The sequence below is a fragment of the Streptomyces platensis genome (genome assembly GCF_008704855.1).
Lineage (GTDB): Bacteria > Actinomycetota > Actinomycetes > Streptomycetales > Streptomycetaceae > Streptomyces > Streptomyces platensis.
In genome coordinates, this window is sequence record NZ_CP023691.1 from 3,526,764 (window position 1) to 3,550,560 (window position 23,797).

18 protein-coding genes are annotated in these 23,797 nt (G+C 73.0%); 8 read left to right on the plus strand and 10 right to left on the minus strand.

Going from position 1 to position 23,797, the window contains the following annotated elements:
- Nucleotides 1-67: 67 nt before the first annotated feature.
- The 3 genes from CP981_RS15375 to CP981_RS15385 form a co-directional block, all read right to left on the minus strand.
- Nucleotides 68-256 (minus strand): Trm112 family protein, encoded by a 189-nt coding sequence (locus tag CP981_RS15375; RefSeq protein WP_085927928.1) that lies wholly within the window; start codon nt 254-256, stop codon nt 68-70.
- A gap of 186 nt (nt 257-442) precedes the next feature.
- Nucleotides 443-1,801 (minus strand): phosphomannomutase/phosphoglucomutase, encoded by a 1,359-nt coding sequence (locus CP981_RS15380; RefSeq protein ID WP_085927929.1) that lies wholly within the window; start codon nt 1,799-1,801, stop codon nt 443-445.
- A 153-nt stretch (nt 1,802-1,954) separates the two neighbouring features.
- Nucleotides 1,955-2,395, minus strand: a complete 441-nt coding sequence (locus CP981_RS15385; protein WP_078885876.1) for a DUF3499 domain-containing protein — start codon at nt 2,393-2,395, stop codon at nt 1,955-1,957.
- Nucleotides 2,396-2,654: 259 nt separating this feature from the next.
- On the opposite strand from CP981_RS15385, the gene CP981_RS15390 reads away from it, so the two are divergent.
- Nucleotides 2,655-3,113 (plus strand): metallopeptidase family protein, encoded by a 459-nt coding sequence (locus tag CP981_RS15390; RefSeq protein ID WP_190146767.1) that lies wholly within the window; start codon nt 2,655-2,657, stop codon nt 3,111-3,113.
- A gap of 33 nt (nt 3,114-3,146) precedes the next feature.
- Here the strand turns inward: CP981_RS15390 and CP981_RS15395 are convergent, their stop codons facing one another.
- From CP981_RS15395 to CP981_RS15405, 3 genes are all read right to left on the minus strand, one after another.
- Nucleotides 3,147-4,730 carry a DUF5719 family protein gene (locus tag CP981_RS15395; RefSeq protein ID WP_085927930.1) on the minus strand — a complete coding sequence of 528 codons (1,584 nt, stop codon included), beginning with the start codon at nt 4,728-4,730 and terminating at the stop codon, nt 3,147-3,149.
- Complete coding sequence (locus CP981_RS15400) at nt 4,727-8,533, minus strand: glycosyltransferase family 2 protein (RefSeq protein ID WP_085927931.1); 3,807 nt, start codon at nt 8,531-8,533, stop codon at nt 4,727-4,729. Before CP981_RS15400 ends, CP981_RS15395 begins: the two co-directional genes overlap by 4 nt.
- Before the next feature lie 317 nt (nt 8,534-8,850).
- A complete protein-coding gene (locus tag CP981_RS15405; RefSeq protein WP_003983763.1) occupies nt 8,851-9,114 on the minus strand; it encodes a WhiB family transcriptional regulator in 264 nt (87 codons plus the stop codon).
- A gap of 692 nt (nt 9,115-9,806) precedes the next feature.
- On the opposite strand from CP981_RS15405, the gene CP981_RS15410 reads away from it, so the two are divergent.
- Genes CP981_RS15410 through CP981_RS15420 form a run of 3 tightly spaced genes read left to right on the plus strand, consistent with a single transcriptional unit; the run spans nt 9,807 to nt 12,639 of the window.
- Nucleotides 9,807-10,316, plus strand: a complete 510-nt coding sequence (locus CP981_RS15410) for a cysteine dioxygenase (protein WP_085927932.1) — start codon at nt 9,807-9,809, stop codon at nt 10,314-10,316.
- A gap of 38 nt (nt 10,317-10,354) precedes the next feature.
- Nucleotides 10,355-11,311 carry a 2-phospho-L-lactate transferase gene (gene cofD / locus CP981_RS15415; protein ID WP_085927933.1) on the plus strand — a complete coding sequence of 319 codons (957 nt, stop codon included), beginning with the start codon at nt 10,355-10,357 and terminating at the stop codon, nt 11,309-11,311.
- Entirely contained in the window at nt 11,308-12,639 is a 1,332-nt protein-coding gene (locus CP981_RS15420; protein ID WP_085927934.1) for a coenzyme F420-0:L-glutamate ligase, read from the plus strand. The genes cofD and CP981_RS15420 overlap by 4 nt, the downstream gene beginning before the upstream one ends.
- Nucleotides 12,640-12,667: 28 nt before the next feature.
- On the opposite strand, the gene CP981_RS15425 is transcribed toward CP981_RS15420, so the two are convergent.
- The 3 genes from CP981_RS15425 to CP981_RS15435 form a co-directional block, all read right to left on the minus strand.
- Nucleotides 12,668-13,573, minus strand: a complete 906-nt coding sequence (locus CP981_RS15425; protein ID WP_085927935.1) for a DNA-3-methyladenine glycosylase family protein — start codon at nt 13,571-13,573, stop codon at nt 12,668-12,670.
- A gap of 116 nt (nt 13,574-13,689) precedes the next feature.
- Nucleotides 13,690-14,772, minus strand: coding sequence for a mannose-1-phosphate guanylyltransferase (gene manB, locus CP981_RS15430; RefSeq protein ID WP_085927936.1), 1,083 nt, complete (start codon nt 14,770-14,772; stop codon nt 13,690-13,692).
- A 277-nt stretch (nt 14,773-15,049) separates the two neighbouring features.
- The gene (locus tag CP981_RS15435; protein ID WP_244329662.1) at nt 15,050-16,411 is read right to left on the minus strand and encodes a peptidoglycan recognition protein family protein; all 1,362 of its coding nucleotides are present in this window, start codon (nt 16,409-16,411) and stop codon (nt 15,050-15,052) included.
- Nucleotides 16,412-16,522: 111 nt separating this feature from the next.
- On the opposite strand from CP981_RS15435, the gene CP981_RS15440 reads away from it, so the two are divergent.
- The 4 genes from CP981_RS15440 to CP981_RS15455 all read left to right on the plus strand — a co-directional run bounded on the left by CP981_RS15440 (nt 16,523) and on the right by CP981_RS15455 (nt 22,430).
- Entirely contained in the window at nt 16,523-17,284 is a 762-nt protein-coding gene (locus CP981_RS15440; protein ID WP_085927938.1) for a TIGR03089 family protein, read from the plus strand.
- 160 nt (nt 17,285-17,444) lie between these two features.
- Entirely contained in the window at nt 17,445-18,683 is a 1,239-nt protein-coding gene (locus tag CP981_RS15445; RefSeq protein WP_085927939.1) for an LCP family protein, read from the plus strand.
- A gap of 222 nt (nt 18,684-18,905) precedes the next feature.
- A complete protein-coding gene (locus CP981_RS15450) occupies nt 18,906-20,666 on the plus strand; it encodes an LCP family protein (RefSeq protein WP_085927940.1) in 1,761 nt (586 codons plus the stop codon).
- Nucleotides 20,667-20,732: 66 nt separating this feature from the next.
- The gene (locus CP981_RS15455) at nt 20,733-22,430 is read left to right on the plus strand and encodes an LCP family protein (protein WP_085927941.1); all 1,698 of its coding nucleotides are present in this window, start codon (nt 20,733-20,735) and stop codon (nt 22,428-22,430) included.
- 234 nt (nt 22,431-22,664) lie between these two features.
- Here CP981_RS15455 and CP981_RS15460 read toward each other — a convergent pair whose 3' ends face one another.
- Complete coding sequence (locus tag CP981_RS15460) at nt 22,665-23,696, minus strand: glycosyltransferase family 2 protein (protein WP_085927942.1); 1,032 nt, start codon at nt 23,694-23,696, stop codon at nt 22,665-22,667.
- Nucleotides 23,697-23,797: the final 101 nt, after the last annotated feature.

Genomic DNA, 23,797 nt, shown 5'->3' on the forward strand with positions numbered 1-23,797 from the left:
GGCCTCCGAATCGCCGGATCGGGCGGGGGTGTGCCGGGTGGCGCCGGGGCGGGCCCGGCGGCACCGGTCAGGCGGGGCGGCGTGCTTCGTCGACGAGGAGTACGGGGATGCCGTCCCGGACGGGGTAGGCGAGGCCGCAGTCGCCGGAGGTGCAGACCAGCTCGGGGTCGGACGCGGAGTCCGCGGTCCGGTCCTGGAGGGGGGCATGGCATGCCGGGCAGGCAAGGATCTGGATCAAGCTGGCTTCGACCGGCATGGAGGCTGCTCCTTCGGGGCGGTTGCGGCTTGGCCAGCGTACCGCCGGGCGGGGGCAGGAGGCGTGCTCGGCGCTGATTCCGGGTGGTGCACGGGGGTGCGGGCGGCGGGGACTCCGCTGCCGCCCGCCCCCTCGGCGACGTGCTCCGACGGCCCGCCGCGGCCTTCGTGCGGCGGGCGCGGGGGCTCAGCCGCGGATGATCGCCAGGGCCTCGTCGCGGATCCGGTCGGCGGTGGCGGTGTCGCGGGCCTCGACGTTCAGGCGGAGCAGCGGCTCGGTGTTGGAGGCGCGGACGTTGAACCACCAGTTGTCGGCGGTGACGGTCAGCCCGTCCAGCTCGTCGAGGGTGACGCCGTCGCGGCCCTGGTAGGCGGTCTTGATCGCGGCGAGCCGGCCGGTCTGGTCGTCGACGGTGCTGTTGATCTCGCCGGAGGCGGCGTACCGGTCGTACTGCGCGACCAGCTGCGACAGCGGGCCCTGCTGGCCGCCGAGTGCCGCGAGGACATGCATCGCGGCGAGCATGCCGGTGTCGGCGTTCCAGAAGTCGCGGAAGTAGTAGTGCGCGGAGTGCTCGCCGCCGAAGATGGCGCCGGTGGTGGCCATCTCCTCCTTGATGAACGAGTGCCCGACGCGGGTCCGGACGGGCTCGCCGCCGTTCTCCCTGACGACCTCCGGCACCGACCAGGAGGTGATCAGGTTGTGGATGACCGTGCCGCCGGGGTGCTTGGCCAGTTCGCGGGCGGCGACCAGGGCGGTGATCGCGGACGGGGAGACCGGGTCGCCGTTCTCGTCGACGACGAAGCAGCGGTCGGCGTCGCCGTCGAAGGCGAGGCCGAGGTCGGCGCCGGTCTCGCGGACCCGGGCCTGGAGGTCGACGATGTTCTTGGGATCCAGCGGGTTGGCTTCGTGGTTGGGGAAGGAGCCGTCCAACTCGAAGTACATCGCGTCGAGTTCGAGGGGCAGGCCCGCGAAGACGGTCGGTACGGTGTGGCCGCCCATGCCGTTGCCCGCGTCGACCACGACCTTCAGCGGGCGGATGCCGCTGAGGTCCACCAGGCCGCGCAGATGGGCGGCGTAGTCGCCGAGGACGTCGCGCTGGGTGATGGTTCCGGGCTCGGCGACCGGTTCCGGGGCGCCCTCGTCCGACCAGCGCTCGACCCGTGCGCGGATGTCGGCGAGGCCGGTGTCCTGGCCGACGGGGGCCGCGCCGGCCCGGCACATCTTGATGCCGTTGTACTGGGCCGGGTTGTGCGAGGCGGTGAACATCGCGCCGGGCAGGCCGAGGGAGCCGCTGGCGAAGTACAGCTCGTCGGTCGAGCAGAGACCGATCTGGGTGACGTCCGCGCCGCGGGCCGCCGCACCGCGCGCGAAGGCGTCCGACAGGCCGGGCGAGGAGGGCCGCATGTCGTGTCCGATCACGATCGCGTCCGCGGCGGTGACCTCGACGAAGGCCGCCCCGAACAGCTCGGCCAGGGGTTCGTCCCACTGGGCGGGGACGACACCGCGTACGTCGTACGCCTTCACGATCTGCGACAGATCAGTCACAGCCAGCCCTCCTGGAGAGTCTCTATGTCCTCCCAACCTACCGGGCGGCCCTGTGCGGTGGCCCGCTGTCCCCGTGTGCACGCCGCCGCGGCGCCGTAGTTGGCCGGATGCGGCGGGCGGGTGCGGTGACGGGCCGGGGGCTGCCGGCGCGGTTCAGGAATCCGGTGAGCGCAGCACCCGGAGGTGGCCGCGGCGGGCGACCTCCATGGGGTGGGTGTCGCGGTCGCCAGGGGCGTGGGTGCCGCCGGCGGCGCGTTCCTGGGGGCGGGCGGCTTCGCGTACGGCGTTCGCCAGGGCTTCGAGATCGTCGCCGCTGGGGCGGGCCGGTCCGGAGTCGAGGGCGAGGCGGACGACTTCCCAGCCGCGGGGCGCGGTCAGCCGCTCGGAGTGCTCGGCGCACAGGTCGTAGCAGTGCGGCTCGGCGTAGGTGGCGAGCGGTCCGAGCACAGCGGTCGAATCCGCATAGACGTACGTCAGCGTTGCGACGGCGGGGCGGCCGCACGCAGTGCGCGAACAGCGACGTACAGGGCTCACGACGTTGGACGGTACCGCACTCTTGAGCGGGCCGCGACGACTCTCCCCCGGCTCACCCAACCGTGTCGTCCCGCTTCGTCCGATGCGTCTGACCTGCACCCGCTCGACCTGACCTGGACCGGCCGGGACGGGACGGACCGCGTGCGGCGCGGAAACCCGTCACGACTCGATGCATTTCCTGCCATTCCGGCGTCGATCTGCGATCTCATGCAGGGATGCAAACGAACACATCGCGGACAGGTACGGTCAGCCGACGACATGCCACATCTTGCCGCGCTCCCCGGTGCCCGGGGGTCCTTGACGGCTACGCTCGATGCTGATGGACAGCCCTGTACCTCCCCGACCGCCGGAGCCGCGGCTCCGCCGCCGCGACCGCCACGGCCGCGGCATGCGCGGCCCGATCGCGCCGCCCCAGGTGCCGCTGTCGGTGACCCGGGCCGAGGCCTTCGTGGATCTTGTGTATGACTCCCGGGACCGGCTGGAGCGCCGCTGGCCGCAGCTCTCCCAGGTCGACTTCCTGATCCTGGAGGTGCCCGGTTTCGGCCCGGACGACGGGCCGGACGCGACCGCCGACGCGGAGACCGTGCCGCTGGGACGGATGCTGCCGGCCGCGGGCGGACATCGCGACCGGATCGTGATCTACCGGAGGCCGGTGGAGATCCGTACGAAGGGCCGCGACGAGCGGGCGCTGCTCGTCCATGAGGTCGTGGTCGAGCAGGTCGCCGAACTCCTGGGGCTGGCCCCGGAGTCGGTGGACCCGCGCTACGGCCAGGAGTGAGGCCGCCGCGCGGGTCCGGGGGCGGTGCGCGGTTCAGTCCGTGAGCACCGACAGATCCTGGCCCGCGGCCGGGACGAGGACCGAGCCGCGGTCGTCGGGCAGCGGCTGGACGGTGAACGCGGGCACCCCGCCCTGGGGGCGGGCGAGCATCCGGGCCGCGTAGACGGGACCGCTGCCGGGCTCCGGCTCCACGGTCAGGGCGTAGGTCCCCTTCAGGCCCTGCGGGCGGGGCGGCTCGACATCGAGGCTGCGGCCGCCCTTGACCGTGTACGTCTTGCTGATTGGGGTGCCGCCGCCGCTGCCCGCCGAGGCGGTGACCTTCACCTTGGCGTCCTTGCCCTTCTCCGGCGCGACCAGCGAGAGGGTGCTGCCGCGGTCACGGTTGTCGGCGGCGGTGGCGCGCTTCTCCACCGGCCGGGTCGCGGGGATGAACGCCATCTCCTGCTTGGCTCCCTTGCCGCGGGTGACCCGCAGCGCGGCCGTCACCGGGGCCCTGGAGTCACTGTCGGAGGGCGTGAGCACCAGCGAACCGGCCTCGCCCTTGGTGAGGTCCTTGAGGTCCACGGCGGTGGTCATCCCGCTCTTGAGGTGCAGGCTCTCCAGCCCGGCGGGCGTGATCAGCCCGGTCGGGGTGGCCAGTTGGACCTTCAGGTCGGCGTCGGACTCCCCGGGCGCGAGGGCGACCAGCCGCACGGAGGTGGCGTCCTTCGGGATACCGGGCAGCACCACGCTCGGCGCCGGGTCGGCGGCCGGCGGCAGCCAGTCGCTGCCGAGCTTGCCGTCGCTCGCCTGGACGGCGGCGCCGACCCGGCCCTCGCGCGCGACGACATGCAGCGAGGCGTTGGTGGTGGGGGCGGTGGTCAGCGTGGAGAGCAGCACCGGGACCGTGGTGTGCGGCGGTACGGAGATGTCCTCCCCCGCCGAGCCCGCCAACGACCCGTCCTTGCCGTGGAGTTCGAGGTCCACGACGGCCGGGACCCCGTCGGGGTTGGTGAGGTGGACGTAGTCCTGGCGGTCGGTGGCGGTGCTGACACCGGGGAACCAGAACGTGGTGTCGGGGGTGGTGCAGCTCAGCCCGAGGAGGCCGCGGCCCGCGCCGGCGGCGACCGAAGTGGTCTGCTGCACGGTCCAGCCGGGCGCGAACATGCCGTCCGCGGAGCCCACGAGGGCGGGGGCGTCGGGCTTGTCGGTGGTCGCGATGACCGGCTTGCCGGGCTCCTGGAGGGGCACCACGGGCTTGGTGTCGCGGGGGGCCACGGTCTGCCCGGCCGCGGCGTCCGCGGCGCCCTTGCCCTTGTCCTTGCCCTTCTGCCCGTCCTTGCCGCCGGCCCCGTCGCCGGCGGCCCGCACGGTCCCGGCGGGCCGCAGTTCGGCGGTGCCCTTCTTGCCGTCCGCACCGGCCGCCGCGCCCTTGGGGGCGAAGGCGGTGTAGGCGGTCTCGCCGACCTCGGAGGAGGTCGGGGCCGGGCAGAGCAGCGCGGAGCGCTGGACGGGCAGCCGGCTGCTGCCGCGCGGGGCGTCCCGGCCGTCGCCGTCCGGGGCGGCCACGGCGGCGACGCCGGTGACCGCGGCCAGCGCGACGGCCACGCCGATCAGGGACATCATGGTGCGCTTCACTGCTGGTCGCTCCCGTCACGGCGCGGCTCGGGGTAGGAGCCGGAGTACCCCGGGTACTCGGTGCCGTCGTCGTAGGGCTGCTGGTGCTGCGGCCCGCCGTCGCCGTACTGCTGCTGCCCGTAGCCGTACGGGTCGTAGACGCCCGCCTGGTAGGGGTCGGCGTACGGGTCGGGGGCCTGGTAGGGATCGGCCGGCGGGTACGGCTGGCCGTACTGCCCGGCCTGGAACGGGTCGGCGGGGGCGTAGGGCTGCTGTCCGCCGGGGTGGCCCGGGGGCACGGCGCCGTCCGGCACGCCCTGCTGGGCGGCCTGCCACTCCTCGTAGGACGGCTGCTGCGGCACGGCCGCATACGGGTCGCCGGGAGCGGTGGGGACGGCGCCCTGGACCGCGTCCTGGCCGGGGGCCGGTGCGGCCGCCGGGTCGTCGGCCGGGTCGGACGGCTGCTCGCCGGTGCGCGCGGCGGGGACGCCGGACCCGGCCGCCTCGGGGGCGCCGGCCGCCTCGGCCTGGGCCCGCAGGCGCCGCGCCCGCCGGCCGTCGCCGGACACCGCGGCGGCCTGCGCGGCGGCCGCGTCCTCCGGCAGGTCGTCGTCGATCTCCCGGCGGCGGCCCGGCAGCGCCAGCACCACCAGGACGACGGCGAGCAGGCCCTGGGCCCACAGCCAGAGGGTGTGGCCGATCGGGTTCTCGTGGGTGAGGTCGAGGGTGCCGCCGCCCGCGGGGAGCACGAAGCCCTGGGCCCAGCCGTCGACGGTCACCGGCTTGAGCGGGGTGCCGTCGACGGTGGCCTGCCAGCCCTCGTCGGCGGTGTCCGCGAGGCGCAGCACCCGGCCGCTGTCACCACCGGGCACCTTGGTGTGCGCCTCGACGGGGCCGGAGGGTACGGCGAGCGGCGCGGCGGCCTCGCCCGCGCTGGTGCCGTCCTTGGCCGCGCCCGGGACGATGGAGACCCGCGAGACCCGGCGGTCGACGCGCCACAGGGCGCTGCCGTCGTCCTGGCTGAGCCGGGTCAGGCCCGGCGTCGCGTCCAGCACCCGGCCCATTTCGCGCGGCGCCCCGTCCCTGACCAGGACGTAGCGGACCGCGTAGCCGCCGAGCTGGTTGGTCTGGTCGGCGCCGGAGCCGGCCACGAGGTGGGCGACGATGCCGCTGAGCCGCTTGTCCTCGCCCGCCGCGGCGGCCAGATCGGCGTCGCCGAGCCGGGCACCGGAGCCGCGGACGAGGGTGTAGTCGACATGGCCGGGCGAGCCGTCGAGGACGAGGGTGCGGGCCCGGTCGGCGGTGCCGGACTCCTCGGCGACGAACGCCGGGACCTGCTCCGGGTTGCGCCGCTCCAGCGGACCGGACGCGCCGGTGATCATCCAGCTGACCGCGGCGTAGAGCGGGGCGAGCACGGACGCCAGCGCGATCAGCACCGCGACCGGCTGCTTCCAGCCGAAGCCGAGGCTGGCCATCCGGGTCCGGATGCCTTCCGCGCCGATCGCCGCGGCACACAGCAGCGCCAGCCCGTAGACCAGCATCGCGGGCCCGGTCCAGCCGGAGCCGTTGCCCAGCGCCGCGAGCAGCAGCCCGGTCAGCGCCACCGCCCAGGCGGTACGGATCGCGCGCTGCCGCTCGTCGCGCAGTGTCGCGGCGAGCGCGGCCAGGACGATGCCGAAGAGCAGCACACCGCCGGCGGCCTTGGGGCCGCCGGGGCTGAGCCCGATGAGGTCGAGTACGGAGGCGGATCCGGCGCCGTAGTCGAGCCCGGCCTCCTGGAAGAAGGCGGAGGGGCGGCTCAGCAACGACAGCGACCAGGGCGCGAGCACCACGAACGGCACCACGGCCACGACGAGGAAGCGCAGCCCGTAGGCGAGCAGCTGGTCACGGCTGCCGTCGAGGAAGCGCAGCACCAGCAGACCGATGCCGAGCAGCACCGCGATCGGCCAGACGACCGGGGTGAAGGCCATGGTGAAGGTGATCAGCAGCGCATACGCCCAGGTGGCGCGCCAGCTGGGCCGGGTGCCCACGGGCAGCCGCAGCCCGCTCGCGGCGAGCGCGGCACGCGCCATCAGCGGCAGCAGGACGGCGAGCACCGCGGTGCCCAGCCGGCCGCCCGCCAGCGCGCCGGCGGCCGCGGGCAGGAAGGCGTAGGCGATGCTGCCCCAGGCCCGCAGCAGCCGGGAGGCGACCAGCGGGCGGGAGGCGAAGTAGGCGGTGAGTCCGGCCAGCGGGACGGAGCAGACCAGCAGCAGGGTGACGGCGAAGCCGGTGCTGCCGAAGAAGATGCTCGACACCAGGGCGACGATCGCCAGGTAGGGGGGCGCGGAGGCGCTGCCGCCGACGCCGACCGCATGCCAGCTGTCGAGGTACGCCGACCACAGGTCGGAAACGCTGCCGGGCGCGGGCAGCATCGCCCCGCCGGTCAGCGCGCCGGCGCCGAGTAGTCCGCGGCAGGCGACCAGCGAGACCACCAGCAGCAGGAGGAAGAGCAGCGGGGCCGGTTTGCGGGCGATCCGCTTGAGCCGGGCGAACTGCTCGATCTCCAGGAAGTCGGCGTCATCGCCGCCGGGCCCGGACTCGACCGCGCCGTGCCGGCCGGCCGACGCGACATCCGGCGCGGCGCGCCCGGCGAGGTTGCCGGCGACCTGTTCGGCGGTGGCCCGGACGGTGGCGCCGGGTGGCGGGAACAGCGGCCGCAGCTCGCTCGCGTCGACCGCGGGCCGGCCTCTGCGTTTGCGCGCGGCGAGGATCTTGCCGGGCCGCAGCAGGGTGCCGAAGAGTCCGGCGAGTTCGTCCAGCGCCTGGCCCGGGACCTTGCCGACGAGGTAGGCGAGCACCCGCAGGAAGGTGCCGATCAGCAGCCGCAGCAGGACGTACGGGAGGATCGCGCCGCGGGTGTTGGCGAGCAGGGTGTAGACGGCGCCGGCCTTGTCGACGCGGTGCGGGTTGGCGACCGAGCGGCCGACGCAGTCGATGGGGCGGCGTTCGCGGGCGGAGGCCTCGGCGTGCCGCAGGATGGCCTCGGGCGCGATCAGGACCTGATGTCCGGCGGCCTGGGCGCGCCAGCACAGGTCGACGTCGTCCCGCATCAGGGGCAGCCGGCGGTCGAAGCCGCCCAACTCCTCGTAGACGTCACGGCGGATGAGCATGCCGGCGGTGGAGACGGACAGCACCGAGCGCACCTGGTCGTGCTGGCCCTGGTCCTGTTCGCGGCGGTCCAGGCCGGTCCAGCGGCGGCCGCTGCGCGCGATGCTGACCCCGGCCTCCAGGAGTTGCCGGCGGTCGTACCAGCTGCGCAGCTTGGCGCCGACGATGACGGTGGAAGGGCTGGCGTCGGCGACCCGCAGCAGCTCGGCGAGCGCGTCCGGCTCGGGGGCGCAGTCGTCGTGCAGCAGCCACAGCCACTGGACCGGTTCGCCGTGCGGCAACTCCGGCATCTCGTACGCCTCGTCGCGCCAGGTGCGGGTGACCGGGTCCCAGCCGCTGGGCCGGCGCAGATACGGCAGATCGTCGGGGGTGAGCACGGGGGCCGTGCGGACCGCTTCGTCGACGGCGGTGCCGAATCCGGAACGGCGGGCGAGGTGCAGCACCCGCTGGTCCCCGATGGCCTCGGCGAGCAGCTGGGCGGAGTGGTCCGCGCTGCCGGTGTCGGCGCCGATGACGTTCTGCACCGGGCGCTCCTGGCCGAGCAGGCCGGTGAGCGCGTCGGGCAGCCAGCGGGCACCGTCATGGGAGACGATCACGGCGGTGACGACGTGCCGTGGGAACTCTGGGGCTGCGGATGAGGCGGTCTGGGCCGCCGACTGGCTGTGCACGGACATCGAGGTACGGGCCCTCCGGACCCGGGAGTTCGAAGGCCCGCGGCGAAGTCGCGCTGGGCCCCCGCCCCCGGAAGACACTGCGACGGACTACGAGGCGACGCGCGCGGCCTGCGGGGCGGCGGCGCATCTCGGACGGGGCCCCACACTAATGGTTCGCGCCGGTGCCCCGACCGGGTCCGTACACAGCAGTCCGCCTCCGGCGAGCGGGTCGCAGGAGGCGGAGTGTTCGCTATAGGGGGATATGGGGAGTTGAGGGGGTACGGCGGCGTGGTCCACGGGGCCGTACGCCGTCGGTCCGGCCGGCTGCGCTGTCATCGTCAGACGGCGGCCTTCTTCAGCCGGCGCCGCTCGCGCTCGGACAGACCGCCCCAAATGCCGAAGCGCTCGTCATTGGCGAGCGCGTACTCAAGGCATTCGGACCGGACTTCGCAGGCGAGACAGACCTTCTTGGCCTCGCGGGTGGAGCCACCCTTCTCCGGGAAGAAGGACTCGGGGTCGGTCTGGGCGCACAGTGCGCGCTCCTGCCAGCCGAGCTCCTCATCCGCCTCCTCGACCAGCAATTCCTGGAACAGCTCGGTCATGTGCGCCCCTCGTCTGTCTTTACGTCCCCGTGATCAAGCCGTGATCGATTTCGGCTGAACGACACGAGTGAAATTACAAGTGTGGTGATCCGGGCCAGTCAAGCCGAGATCTGCTATTGAGCCTCTTATTCACTCGGCGGAACCAAGCGGATGCGGAAAGTGTTCAAATCAGTAAAAACCAGGACACTTTCCCGGGCGCGCCACCCGGCACGTCCTCTTCACTCACCAAGACGCGACCAGGCGGCGTTCACGTTGCACCGCACGCCGCCGAAGCGGGGGAGATCACAGACGGATCACGGCACCGCAACGGCGTTTGAAAGCGCGGTTGCCGGTCGATGTCTCCGCGTCGGAAGCTGCACAAACCTTTCGCCGGGCGGAGTAACCGGATGAGGTGAAAGATTTACGTCAAACCAGACATCCAATTGACATCGCGCGGCGAACCCGGTCTCCTTGACCCCATGCCAGTGACTGCCGCGCTCCGACTGACCCGTGCCTACGGGTCGCTCTGCGCTGCGCAGGCCCGCTGTCGCTGTTCCAGCTGTCGAAGCCACTGAGCTCCAGCCTTTTCGCTCGCACCACCCCGCAGCGCCCCTGCTCCGCGCCGCCGCGCCGTGCCCCCCACAGGGAGAGCCCGCGCCGCGCCGCAGCCCTCCCGCGTCACCCCAGCACTTTTGCCGAGGAACCGAAACGCCATGAACAGCGACGTCCAGATCGCCGGCGACCCGCTCGCCATCCCCCACCTGCTGCCGCCCGTCCCCGCCCACCCGGCCACCGTCGCCGGCTTCGCGGGGCTGGCCCGCTCGATCGCCGCCGACCGCGCCGCCTGGGCCCCGCTGGTCCGCTACGACGCCACCACCCGCTGGTACCACCGGCTGCGCACCGGCCCGGGCTACGAGGTCTGGCTGCTCAGCTGGGTGCCCGGGCAGGGCAGCGGCCGCCACGACCACGGGGCGTCCTCCGGTGTGCTGACCGTCCTGGAAGGCGAGTTGACCGAGCACGTAGCGGGCGGGCCCCGTACGCTCACGGCCGGCGCCCAGCGGGTGTTCGCCCCCGGCTACGTCCACGAGGTCGTCAACGACGCCCTGACCCCGGCCGTCAGCCTGCATGTGTACTTCCCGGGGCTGACCAACATGCCGATGCACCCCAGCCAGACCACGGACTCCGGGGCCGCCACCACCCCGCCCGGGATACCGGCCCCCTGACGCCACGCCGCACCACACCGCCCTGCCATGCTGGGGCCATGCGAATCGTGGTTCTGGCCGGCGGTATCGGCGGCGCCCGCTTTCTGCGGGGACTGAAGGCAGCGGCTCCGGACGCGGACATCACCGTCATCGGGAACACCGGTGACGACATCCATCTGTTCGGGCTCAAGGTGTGTCCCGACCTCGACACCGTGATGTACACGCTCGGCGGCGGCATCAACGAGGAGCAGGGCTGGGGCCGCACCGACGAAACCTTCCGGGTGAAGGAGGAGTTGGCCGCCTACGGCGTCGGCCCCGACTGGTTCGGCCTCGGCGACCGGGACTTCGCCACCCACATCGTGCGGACCCAGATGCTCGGCGCCGGGTATCCGCTCAGCGCCGTCACCGAGGCGCTGTGCGCGCGCTGGAAGCCCGGTGTGCGGCTGCTGCCGATGTCCGACGACCGGGTCGAGACCCATGTGGCCGTCGACGAGGAGGGCGAGCGCAAGGCGGTCCACTTCCAGGAGTACTGGGTGCGGCTGCGGGCCTCGGTGCCCGCCCATGCCGTGGTGCCGGTCGGCGCCGACCAGGCCAAGCCCGCGCCGGGTGTGCTGGAGGCCATCGCCGGGGCCGATGTGGTGCTGTTCCCGCCGTCCAATCCGGTGGTCAGTATCGGCACGATCCTGGCGGTACCGGGTATCCGGGAGGCCATCGCGGAGGCCGGGGTGCCGGTGGTCGGGCTCTCGCCGATCGTCGGTGACGCCCCCGTCCGCGGGATGGCCGACAAGGTGCTGGCGGCCGTAGGGGTGGAGGCGACCGCCGCGGCCGTCGCCCGCCACTACGGGTCCGGGCTGCTGGACGGCTGGCTGGTCGACTCCGTCGACGCGGATGCGGTGGCCGAGGTCGAGGCGGCCGGAATCCGCTGCCGGGCCGTGCCGCTGATGATGACGGATCTGGACGCCACGGCCGCGATGGTGCGCGAGGCGCTGGAGCTGGCCGCGGAGGTCCGGGCGTGAGCGACGCCGACGGGGTGCCCGCCTACCGGGTGTGGGCGCTGCCGGGGGTGCCCGAGGTGCGGCCCGGCGACGACCTCGTCAAGCTGATCGTGGCCGCGGTGAGCGCCGAGGGAGTGCCCCAACTCGTCGACGGCGACGTGCTGTTGGTGACGTCGAAGATCGTCAGCAAGGCCGAGGGCCGGGTGGTCGAAGCCGCGGACCGGGAGGCGGCGATCGATCAGGAGACGGTGCGGGTGGTGGCGCGCCGCGGCACCCTGCGGATCGTGCAGAACCGGCAGGGGCTGGTGATGGCCGCGGCCGGTGTCGATGCCTCCAACACCCCCTCGGGGACGGTGCTGTTGCTGCCGGAGGACCCGGACGCCTCGGCGCGGGAACTGCGTGCGGGCCTGCGCAGCGCACTCGGCGTCGACGTCGGTGTCGTCATCAGCGACACCTTCGGCCGGCCCTGGCGCAACGGGCTCACCGATGTCGCCATCGGCGCGGCCGGGGTGCGGGTGCTGGACGATCTGCGCGGCGGCACGGACGCGTACGGCAATCCGCTCAGCGCGACCGTGGTGGCCACCGCCGACGAACTGGCCGCCGCGGGCGACCTGGTGAAGGGCAAGGCCGCCGGGCTGCCGGTCGCGGTGGTGCGGGGACTCGGCCATGTCGTCGGGGAGACCGGCGAGAGCGACGGGGCGCACGTCATGGTGCGCAGCCCCGAGGACGACATGTTCCGGCTGGGCACCTCGGAGGCCGTACGGGAAGCGGTGACGGCGCGGCGTACGGTGCGGGCCTTCACCGACGAGCCGGTCGATCCGGGCGCGGTCCGGCGCGCGGTGGCGGCGGCGGTCACCGCCCCGGCGCCGCACCACACCACGCCCTGGCGGTTCGTGCTGCTGGAGACACCACGGGCGCGGGAGCGGCTGCTGGACGCGATGCGGGACGCCTGGATCGCGGATCTGCGCCGGGACGGCAAGTCGGAGGAGTCCATCGCCCAGCGGATCCGGCGCGGCGATGTGCTGCGGGCCGCGCCGTATCTGGCGGTGCCGTGCATGGTGACGGACGGCTCGCACCCCTACCCGGACGCGCGGCGGAGCACGGCGGAGCGCGAGATGTTCCTGGTGGCCCACGGCGCGGGGATTCAGAACTTCCTGGTCGCGCTGGCCGGTGAACGGCTCGGCTCCGCCTGGGTGTCGTCGACGATGTTCTGCCGGGAGGTGGTCCGGGAGGTGCTCGGGCTGCCGGCGGAGTGGGAGCCGATGGGGGCGGTGGCCATCGGGCGTCCGGCGACCGCGCCGCCGCCGCGTCCGGCGCGGGCCGCCGACGACTTCGTCGTGGTGCACTGACGCACGCCCCCGCGCCCCCGCGCGCCGGTCACAGCCGGGCTATGTCCCCTACGGGGAAGCGCGGGGCGCGGCGCGGAGGCGTGCGGCCGGACAGCAGGATCAGCCGGGCGGCGCGGTGCCGCTGGCCCTCGTAGGGGGCGAGGAGTTCGAGCATCTCCTCGTCGGTGGTGCCGCGGCGGCCGGTGAGGGCATAGCCGATGATCTTCGGCAGATGCAGATCGCCGACCGTGATCGCGTCCGGGGCGCCGAGGGTGCGCTGAAGCGTCTCCGCGGCGGTCCAGGGGCCGATGCCGGGCAGCGCCATGAGCCGTCGGGTGGCGTCCGCGAGGTCCATCCGCGCGGCCTCCTCCATCCGGCGGGCGGCCCGTACGGCGCGCAGGATCGCGGACGAGCGCTTGGCGTCGACGCCCGCGCGGTGCCACTCCCAGGACGGGATCAGCGCCCAGCCGCGCGGCTCCGGCATCACCCGCATCCGCTCCCAGGGGCCGGGGGCGGGCTCGCCGTGCCGCTGGAGCAGCAGGCGCCAGGCGCGGTAGGCCTCGTCGCTGGTGACCTTCTGCTCCAGGATCGAGGGGATCAGCGACTCCAGGACCAGGCCGGTGCGCGCCAGCCGGACGCCGGGGTGGCGGCGGCGGGCCTCATGGACGATGCGGTGCCGGGCGGTCAGCCGCGCCGGATCGTCGGACTCCCCCAGCAGCTCGGGGAGGCGGTCCAGCAGCCAGTCGGCGCCCGGTCCCCAGGCCTCGGCCTCGACCTGGCCGGCGGCCGGACGGGCCGCGATACGGAGCGTGCCGGGCCCGCCGGGCGTACGGCAGGCGCGCCACAGCTCACCGTCGCGCACCCCGAACGCGGGGTCGCCGGGGCCGCGCTGGAGCACACCGAGCGTGCGGTGCAGGTCGAGCGGGCCGGGCGGGTCCCAGGAGCGGGCGGGCATGCGGCCAGGTTAGGCGATGGGGGTGACAGCGGGGGCGGGCCGTGGGGGCGGGCCGTAGGGGGCGGGCGAACACATCCCGGAGGCCGCCTGCTTGGCCGTCCGGCCCGGCACCGCGCCTACTGGTCCGACGAGAAGCGCACCGCGCCGGCGGGGATGTCGGCGTCGCACCAGATGCGGATGCCGTCGCGCAGTTCGTTGTCGGGGCCGATCCGGGCGCCGTCGCCGATGACCGCGCCGTCCAGGACCGTACGGGCCCCGATGTGTGCGCCGGCGCCGATCAGCGAGTCACGGATGCGGGCGCCCGGTGCGATGACCGCGCCGTCGAGGACGGCGCTGCCGTCGATCTCGGCGCCGGCGCCGATGACGGTGCGCGGGCCGACGACGGTGCCGCCGGTGAGCTTGGCGTCGGTGGCGACCTCGGCGGTCTCCAGGATCAGGCGGTCCCCGCAGCGGCCGGGCACCGCCGGGGACGGGGCGCGGCCGAGGACCAGGTCGGCGGAGCCGCGGACGAAGGCCTGCGGGGTGCCGAGGTCGAGCCAGTACGTGGAGTCGACCATGCCCTGGAGGTGGGCGCCGTCGGCGAGCAGCCCGGGGAAGGTCTCGCGTTCCACGGAGACCGGGCGGCCGGCCGGGATGGTGTCGATGACCGACCGGTTGAAGACGTAGGCACCGGCGTTGATCTGGTCGGTGACGATCTCCTCGGGGGTCTGCGGCTTCTCCAGGAAGGCGGTGACCCGGCCGGTGTCGTCGGTGGGCACCAGGCCGAAGGCGCGCGGGTCCTCGACCCGGGTGAGATGCAGCGAGACATCGGCGCCGGAGGTGCGGTGGGTGCCGACGAGGGCGGCGATGTCGAGGCCGGTGAGGATGTCGCCGTTGAAGATCAGCACCGGGTCGTCGGGGGCGGAGTGCAGCCGCGGGGCGACATTGCGGATGGCGCCGCCGGTGCCCAGCGGCTCCTGTTCGGTGACGTACTCCAGGTGCAGGCCGAGCGCCGAGCCGTCGCCGAAATACGGCTCGAAGACCTCGGCCAGGTAGGAGGTGGCGAGGACGATGTGCTCGACACCGGCCGCCCTGGCGCGGGCCAGTTGGTGGGTGAGGAACGGCACGCCCGCCGCCGGGACCATGGGCTTGGGCGTATGCACCGTCAGCGGGCGCAGCCGGGTGCCCTTGCCGCCGACCAGGAGGATCGCTTCAGTCACCTTGTCTTCTCTGCTTCCTGCTGGGGTCGGCCGATCGGCGGACCAGTGTAGGCAGACGGGCTCCCGGGCGGCCCCGGTGGTGGGACGCTCCCGTGCCGTTCAGGCCACGGGAGCGCGCGGGCCGGGAGGGCGGACGTGGTGGCAGCTAGGACGCGCCGGCCGCGGGAACGGTTGAGTGGTCCCCGCAGCCTGCACCGTGACAGACCCGCGCAAACCCGGAAGATGCCGAAGATGCCGAAGGCGCCGAAGAGGCCGTCGTGTCCGGGCGGGGAGCGGCTCAGCGGCCCTGAAGTCCGGCCGCGGCGAGGCGGGTGGCGGCCAGCTTGTTGTAGAGGTGGACGCCGGGGCAGTCGGTGGTGAAGCCGTCCCGGTGGCCGGAAATGACGTGCAGCGGGACCTTGGTGCCCTTGGGGAAGCGGTTGCCGCCACCGGACAGCAGCTGGGTGGTGGCGCGCGGATCGACGCTGTAGAGGCCGAGCTTCCAGGCCGTCAGACGGGCGATGGCCTCGACGGCGGGCTGCGGCGGCTCGTCGTCGGTGAAGGTGCCGAGGACGGCGATTCCGGTGCTGTCGGTGTTGAAGCCGAGGGTGTGGGCGCCCATGACGGGTTTGGCGACGCCGCCCGCGCGGCCCTCGTAGACCGTTCCGCACTTGTCGATGAGGAAGTTGTAGCCGATGTCGCGCCAGTGGTTGCTCTTGACGTGGAAGCGGTACATGGCGCGGATCAGTGAAGGGGCCTCGGCGCATTCGTAGTTGTTGCCCGAGCCGCTGTGATGGACGAAGGCGGCGCGGACGGTACGGGTGTAGGTGAAGGCCTTTTCGCGCAGCTGCTCGTCGGCGCCCCAGCCGGCCCGGGTGACGATACGGGGGCGCGGCCCGACGTAGGTGTGGGCCGGTGGCGACCCGTCCACCGCGTCGATGTCGCCCTGGGAGGTGGCCTGGTCGAGGGCCGGGATCTCGGTGGCGCCGAGCGGGGCGAGCTTGGTGTTGGCGGCGGAGGCGGCGGTGGCCTCGGGAGTGAGCGGGGCTGGGGGGTCGGCGTGTGCGCCGCGGACGGCGCGCGGGGGCCTGCCGGGGTCGACGAGTTCCAGCCGCAGCCCTCCGGGGAGGGTGGCCCGGGCGCGGTGGCGGGCCTCGGGGGTGATGCGCAGTTGGACGGCGTCGGAGTCGCCGACCCACAGCGGTGCGGTGCTGCCGCGTACCGCGCTGTCGCGCCGCTCGGCGGAGCCGAGGTCGGGGGCGTCGTCGTTGTGGACCTGGACGTCCTGCCAGCCGGACCAGTCGCCGCTGCCGGTGGCGCGGGTGCGGACCTGGACCCGGCCCCGCAGCTCGGCGGCGGCGTCGTCCCAGACGACCCCGAGGAGCGAGAACGGCCGTACGGTGCGGGCCGGCAGGCCGAGCGACTGGGGCGTGGGCGCCGGGGTGGCGTCCCGGGCGCCGGGGCTCGGGGCGGGTGCGCCGAGCGCCGCCACCGGCAGGGACTGGGTGCTGCCCGGCAGCTCACCGGAGCGGGTGGGGCGCGGCGCGGCGGGGGCGGCGCTCGCACCGGCCACCGGCACGAGGGGCAGGGCGAGGGCGGCGGTGCACACGGCTCCGAGACAGGTCGCAAGGAAGGGGCGCATGGTCAAAATCCTGGACATGTCCGGAGCGAACGCGCCAACGGTGACCTGACGGGGCATCGGCCGATCCGGTGGCGCGGGCCCGCCGGGCCCGGCCCGCCGCGAACCGCCGTCGCGCGTACCCTGGCCGCGATGAACGCCACCGATCGCACCCCCGCCGACCTGCTGAGTTCCGCGCTCGCCGCGGACCCGGCCCGCCCGCTGGTGACCTTCTACGACGACGCCACCGGCGAGCGCGTGGAACTGTCCGTCGCGACCTTCGCCAATTGGGTGGCCAAGACCGCCAACTACCTCCAGGGCGATCTGGCCGCCGAGCCAGGTGACCGGCTCGCGCTGCTGCTGCCCGCGCACTGGCAGACCGCCGTCTGGCTGCTGGCCTGTTCGTCCGTGGGCGTGGTGGCGGAGGTGGACGGCGATCCGGCCGCCGCCGATCTCGTGGTCGCCGGGCCGGACCGGCTGGAGGCGGCGCTGGCCTGTTCCGGGGAGCGGGTGGCGCTGGCGCTGCGCCCGCTGGGCGGCCGCTTCCCGCAGCCCCCGGCGGGCTTCGCGGACTACGCCGTCGAGGTGCCGGGCCAGGGTGACCGGTTCGCGCCGTTCGCGCCGGTGGACGCGGGTGCCGCTGCGCTGGCCGTCGGCGGCGAGGAGCTGACCGGGGCCGGGACCGTGGCCCGCGCGCTGGCGGACGCGGAAGCGGCCGGGCTGCCGGCGGCGCCCCGGGTGCTGTCGGGGCTGGGCTACGACACCTGGCAGGGCCTGTCGTACGGGCTGTACGCGCCGCTGGCGACCGGCGGCTCCGTGGTGCTGTGCCGCCACCTGGACCGGCTGGGCGCCGAGGCCATGGCCGACCGGGAGAACAGCGAGAAGATCACGTTCCGGGTGCCGCTGCCGCACTGAGGAAGCGGAGCTCCCCCGTCCGGCGGACCGGACGCCCTCAGGGCGGGCCGGTACGTCCGTTTCAGGCCAGGATCTTGAGTACGTACAACCATGCGCGGGTTTCGTCCGTCTCTTGTTCCGTCCGAGCCTGCGTGCGGGCGCGACGCCGACTCCGTGAGGGATGGACGCACAGGTGACCGAGACCCCCGAGCCCCCCAGGTTCGCCGGCTGGGCCGCGCGCCCGGCCGGGGGCCGGGGAGCGGACGGGCCGGGGCCGCCGCGCATCCCGCCGCACCGGTGGCACCGGCGCCGCTGGGCCGCGCTCGGGATCGCCGGTTTCGTGCTGGCCGGGGCCGGTACCGGCTGGGCCGTGTACGCCAAGCTCAACGGCAATATCCACACCGACAGCGCCACCGAGCGGGAGCTGCGGAAGTGGGAGTCCGAGCGGCCGCCGGCGGGACCGCCGAACGCCGGGAACGTGCTGCTGATCGGCTCCGACAGCCGTAGCGGCGGCAATGTCCGCTACGGCCACAGCCGCGGCCAGCGCGCGGACACCACGATGCTGCTGCACCTCGCGGCGGACCGGCAGAGCGCCACCGCGGTGAGCCTCCCGCGCGATCTGATGGTCGAGCTGCCGCACTGCAAGCGCCCGGGCGGCACGGAGACCGCACCGCTGCCGGCCCCGTTCAACGAGGCGTTCGCGGTGGGCGGCCCGGCCTGCACGATCCGTACGGTCGAGAAGCTGACCGGGATCCGGATCGACCACTACTTGATCATCGACTTCGTCGGCTTCACGAAGATGGTGGACGCGGTGGACGGCGTCGAGGTCTGCCTGCCGCATCCGGTGCACGATCCCGAGGCGCAGCTCACCCTGCCCGCGGGTCGGCAGACCCTGCACGGTGAGAATGCGCTCGGTTACGTACGGGCACGAAAGAGTCTGGGCAACGGCAGCGATACCCAGCGCATGGAGAGGCAACAGCGATTTCTTGGCGCACTCGTGAAGAAAGTGCAGAGCAATGGTGTCCTGCTCAATCCGACGCGGCTGTATCCGGTGCTGGATGCCGCGACGAGTTCACTCACCACGGACAGCGGGCTCGCTTCCCTGAGGGAGCTGTACGAATTGGTGCGCAGCACCCGCCGTATTCCTACCGACCGGGTTCAGTTCATGACCGTGCCGCGGCAGGAGTACCACCTGGACCCCAATCGCGATGAGCTGCGGCAGCCGGACGCCGGGCGGCTCTTCGCGCGGCTGCACAGGGATCTTCCGGTGACCGTGACGCCCCCGCAGAACGCCGCGGAGGAACCGGTCCGCACCGGAAACGGATCTTCGGACGGCCGGCCGGACACCCCGTCCGCACCCGCGCCGAGTTCGGGTCCGGCGTTTCCCGGGACGACGGCGGAACACGGGGTCTGTGAATAAAGAGGCCGCAAAACAAGCCGACGACTCGAATGGATTGGGCGGATTGCCCAGTTGTAGGTAAGTGGAATTTGTCACGAGCGTCGCGGGGCGCTGAACTGGGCGGATAGTGTGAGCGATCCGGTCGCTCGACCAAGCCGACCGATGAACCAGCAATCTCGATCGACCTACCGAGCGCCTTGAGGGGATGGCGCCGCGTGGCACCGACGGAGGACTCAAGGCACCGTGGACGCGCAAGGCCGTGGGCGAGCGGGCGACAACAACGTCGATCCCGCCGATCAGTGGGTGTTCGATCCGGACACCGGCAACTACGAACTGCGGCTTGACCCTGGTCAAGCCGCCGCTCGGTCCTCCGACCGCACTGCGGCCGGCAGACGCGCCCGTAAGCGGGACGCCGAGGTCGGCGACACCGACACCCGACCGCTGCCGACCCAGCGCGGCCGGCGGGACGAGAGCGACGCGGACGGGGACGGTGAGCGTCCGGCCGGCGGCCGGGCGGCGCGCCGTGCTGCCGCCGCCCGCACGGCGACGGCGGCGGAGGCGGGCCCGGCTGGCCGCCGCAAGCGCAAGCCGAAGAAGTCGGGGAAGAAGCGGGCGCTGCACTGGACCGCCGGTGTGGTGGGCTTCGTGCTTGTCGCCGGCTGCGGCGCCGCGTACTACATCTACCAAGAGCTGGACGGCAACATCTCCAAGGTCGATGTCGGCGTGGAGAACGACGCGGTGTCCGAAGGCCCGGTGAACCTCCTGATCATCGGCACCGACTCCCGCTCCGGAAAGGGCAACGGGGGCTACGGCGACGCCGGCAGTGTCGGGCACGCGGACACCACGATCCTGATGCACATCTCCAAGGACCGGACGAACGCCACCGCGCTGAGCATCCCGCGCGACATGATCACCGACATCCCCAACTGCCCCACGAAGCAGAAGGACGGCTCGAAGAAGACCATCCCGGCCGAGAGCCAGGTGCGCTTCAACACCAGCCTGGGCCAGGAGGGCCGGGACCCCGGCTGCACCTGGCGCACCGTCGAGAAGATGACCGGGCTGAAGATCAACCACTTCATGATGGCCGACTTCAACGCCGTCAAGGAGCTGTCCACCGCGGTGGACGGCGTCGAGGTGTGCGCGGCCAAGGACCTCAACGACCCCAAGTCGCACCTGAAGTTGAAGGCCGGCCGGCACACCGTCAAGGGTGAGCAGGCGCTGGCGTTCGTCCGTACCCGGCACGCCATCGGATTCGGCAGCGACCTGGACCGGATCAAGATGCAGCAGCAATTCCTCAGCTCGCTGATCCGCAAGCTGAAGTCCAGCGCGTTCAGCAGCCCGGGCAAGCTCTACGACGTCAGCCAGGCGGCGACCAAGGCGCTCACCGTCGACACCGGTATCGGCACGGCGGGCAAGCTGCTGGACTTCGGCAACGACCTCAAGAAGGTCGACATCGACAAGATCACCTTCGCCACGGTGCCGGTGCTGGACAACCCCAAGGACCCGGCCACCGTCATTCTCAACAAGACCGCGGCGGACCCGCTGTTCGCGATGGTGCGGGCGGACCACACCCTGGCCAAGGGCAAGAAGGGCAAGGGCAAGAAGTCCGCCCCGGTCAAGAAGGCCCCGCCCGAGGCGGTACGCGTCGATGTCACCAACGGCGGCGGACCGATCGGCTCGGCCCAGGAGACCGTGGACTGGCTCCAGAACACCAAGGCCGCCAAGCTCTCCACCAACGCCGGCAACGCGCCGGCGAAGCTGGCCGCCACCCGCCTCGAATACGCTCCCAACCAGGCCGACCAGGCCGCCACTCTGGCCGACTGGATGGGGCTGCCCAAGAGCGCGCTGAAGAAGTCCGGGCAGAACGCCGGTGACCGCCAGCCGATGAAGCTGGTCCTCGGCAAGGACTTCAAGGCACCGGGTTCACCGATCGAGGCGCCGACCGAAACCCCGGACGGGGTACAGAACGTCAATGCAGATGACAAGAACGTCTGCGCAAAGTGATCTGAGCAGGATCCGGCCGCCCCGCCGAGGCGCCGAGCGCACGACTGACAACGGGGAGAGGGCCGAATGGGGCAGAGCAGTGTGCGCGGGGACCGGTCGCGTCGGAGACGCAGGCCGGAAGCAGCGGAGACCGGCCGGGACGACGGCGTCCACGAGGACCAGGGGCTGCCCCCGGACGCACCCGGCTGGACGCCGCCCGAAGGCAGTGCCGTGGCCGCCGCGGACGGGGACGGAGAGGTGCCCGCCGACGGCGGCGGGCACCGCCGAGGGGGGCAGCCGCGCCGCAGGGGCCGCAAGGTGCTGCGGTGGACCGCCCTCACCCTCGCCGTCCTGATAGTGGGCGGCGCGGGTGCCGGCTACTGGTACTACGAGCACCTCAACGCCAACCTCCGCAAGGCGCCGCGGTCCCTGGGCGGCGGCGGCCTGAAGAAGCCGGACCCCAACGCCTTCGGGCAGAGCCCGCTGAACATCCTGCTGCTGGGCTCCGACGGCCGGAACAACGCCAAGAACATCGAGCTCGGCGGCGCCCGTCAGGACGCCGACCGCAAGCCGCTCGCCGATGTGCAGATGCTGCTGCATGTCTCGGCGGACCGCAGCAACATGTCGGTGATCTCCATCCCGCGGGACACCCGGGTGACGATCCCCCGGTGCACCGACCCGAAGACCCATGAGGTCTTTCCGCAGACCTCCGCGGCCATCAACCAGTCGCTCCAGCACGGCGGTCCGGGCTGCACCCTCGCCACCTGGCAGGAGCTGACCGGCATCTACATCGACCACTTCATGATGGTCGACTTCGGCGGCGTGGTGGAGATGGCGGACGCCATCGGCGGCGTCCCGGTCTGCGTCGACGGGAACGTCTACTCGCACGACAGCAAGGGCCACGGCAGCGGGCTGAAGCTCACCAAGGGCACCCACTCCGTCAAGGGCGTCCAGGCTCTCCAGTGGCTGCGCACCCGTTACGGCTTCGAGGACAACACCGACATCGGCCGGGCCAAGGCCCAGCACATGTACATGAACTCGATGGTCCGTCAGCTGAAGAAGGACGCCAAGCTCACCAACCCCGGGGAGCTGCGCGATCTGGCGGAGGCGGCGACCAACGCGCTGACCGTCGACGACGGGCTCGACACCGTCAAGAAGCTCTACGACCTCGGCGGCGATCTCAGCCGGGTGCCGACCAAGCGCATCACGATGGTCACCATGCCCTGGCAGTACGGCCCCGGCGAGTCGTATGTCATGCCCAAGCCCGGCGACGCGGAGGCGACCTTCGGGCTGCTGCGCAACGACACCGCGCTGGACGGCAAGGACAAGAAGAAGAAGGCCGCCCCGGCCCCCAAGCCGTCAACTCCCAAGGACCAGCTGAAGGTTGTCGTGCAGAACGGCACCAACAGCACGGTGAACGGCCCGGTCTCCGGCCGCGCATCGGCCCTTCAGCAGCAGCTGTCCGGGCTGGGCTACACCGCGGCCGGCACCGACTCCGCGCTCACCACCCAGGCCGACACCACGGTCACGTACCGGGACAAGGCGCAGCGGGGCGACGCCCTGGCCCTGGCGAAGGCGCTCGGACTCCCCAAGGACGCGGTCCGGGAGTCGAGTTCGGCCACCGGCATGCGGCTGGTCGTCGGCAACGACTGGCGCACCGGCTCGGCGTACCCGGAACAGCCGGGCGACGAGAAGGGCGCGGACAAGGCCCCGGACAGCGCGGACGCGCTCAACGGCCAGGACACCAAGGCCTGTATGAAGGTGAATCCGTCGTACGCCTTCTAGGCGGGGGGCGGGGCTGCCGCTTCCAGGCGGGGGGCTGGGGCTTCCGCTTCCAGGCGGTGGCCCGGGCTGCCGCTTCCAGGCGGGGGACCGGGTCGGCTGCTTCTGGGTGCCCCCGGGGGCCGGGGCGGCCGCGGTTGGCGTTGCGCGGCGGCCCAGTTGGTTTTTTCCCCGCCGCCCACCCCCCTTCGGGGGGTGGGCGGGTGTAGAGGGCAGGGCCCGGCTACTCGGCCCCGGTTACTCGGCCTCCGCCGCCGGCGTCATGACCGCCGGGCGGCGGCTGGCGATGACCCGCTTGGCGAGTGAGCGGGGGCTGGTCAGGAAGCCCGCACCCCAGGCCAGGTGCATGGTGGCCAGGGCGACCGGGATCTGGACGCGGGCCTTGAGCGACAGCCCCTTGCCGGCCGGTACCGAGCCCGCGGTGATGGCGGCGAGATAGCCGGCCGGGACGACCAGGCCCCAGGGGGTGACGGCGGCGCCGATCACCAGGCCCGCCGCGATGGCGCACACCGCGGTCGGCGGTGCGAGGTAGCGCAGGTTGATCGAACCGGCGTGGTAGCGGGCGACGACATGGCGCCACTTGCCGTAGTCCTTGTACTGCTTGGCCAGCGCCTTGACGCTGGGCCGCGGGCGGTACTGGACCTTCAGCTCGGGCGAGAACCAGATCGCGCCTCCGGCCTCCCGGATGCGGAAGTTCAGCTCCCAGTCCTGGGCGCGGATGAACTCCTCGTTGTAGCCGCCCTGCTGCTCCAGCGCCTCGCGGCGGAAGACGCCGAGGTAGACGGTCTCGGCGGGGCCCGCCTGACCTCCGGTGTGGAAGGCGGCATTGCCCACGCCGATCTTGGAGGTCATCGCCGCGGCGACCGCGTCCTCCCAGGCGTTCTCACCCTCGGCGTGCATGATGCCGCCGACGTTCGCGGCGCCGGTCTCCTCCAGGAGGCGCACGGCGGTGGCGATGTAATTCGGCGAGAGCATGCCGTGGCCGTCGACGCGCACCACGATCGGGTGCCGGGAGGCCTTGATCGCGGCGTTCAGCGCGGCGGGCGTGCGGCCGGTGGGGTTGGGCACCGTGTGCACCCGGGCGTCCTCGGCGACGAGCTCGGCGGCGATCTCGTCCGTACGGTCCGTGGACGGGCCGAGGGCGATCACCACCTCCATCTCACCGGCGTACTCCTGCTCCAGGATGTGCCGGACCGAATTGCGCAGGTGACGTTCCTCATTGAGCACCGGCATGATCACGGAGACGGCCGGGGGCTGCTGCTGCGGCATGGTTCCTCGGGGGTACGGCCCGCGGCGGAGCCGCCAGCGACGGCAGCGCCCGCCGGGAGACTGCAGAATCGCGCCCACGTTACCGCGAATGGGGGGTGCCC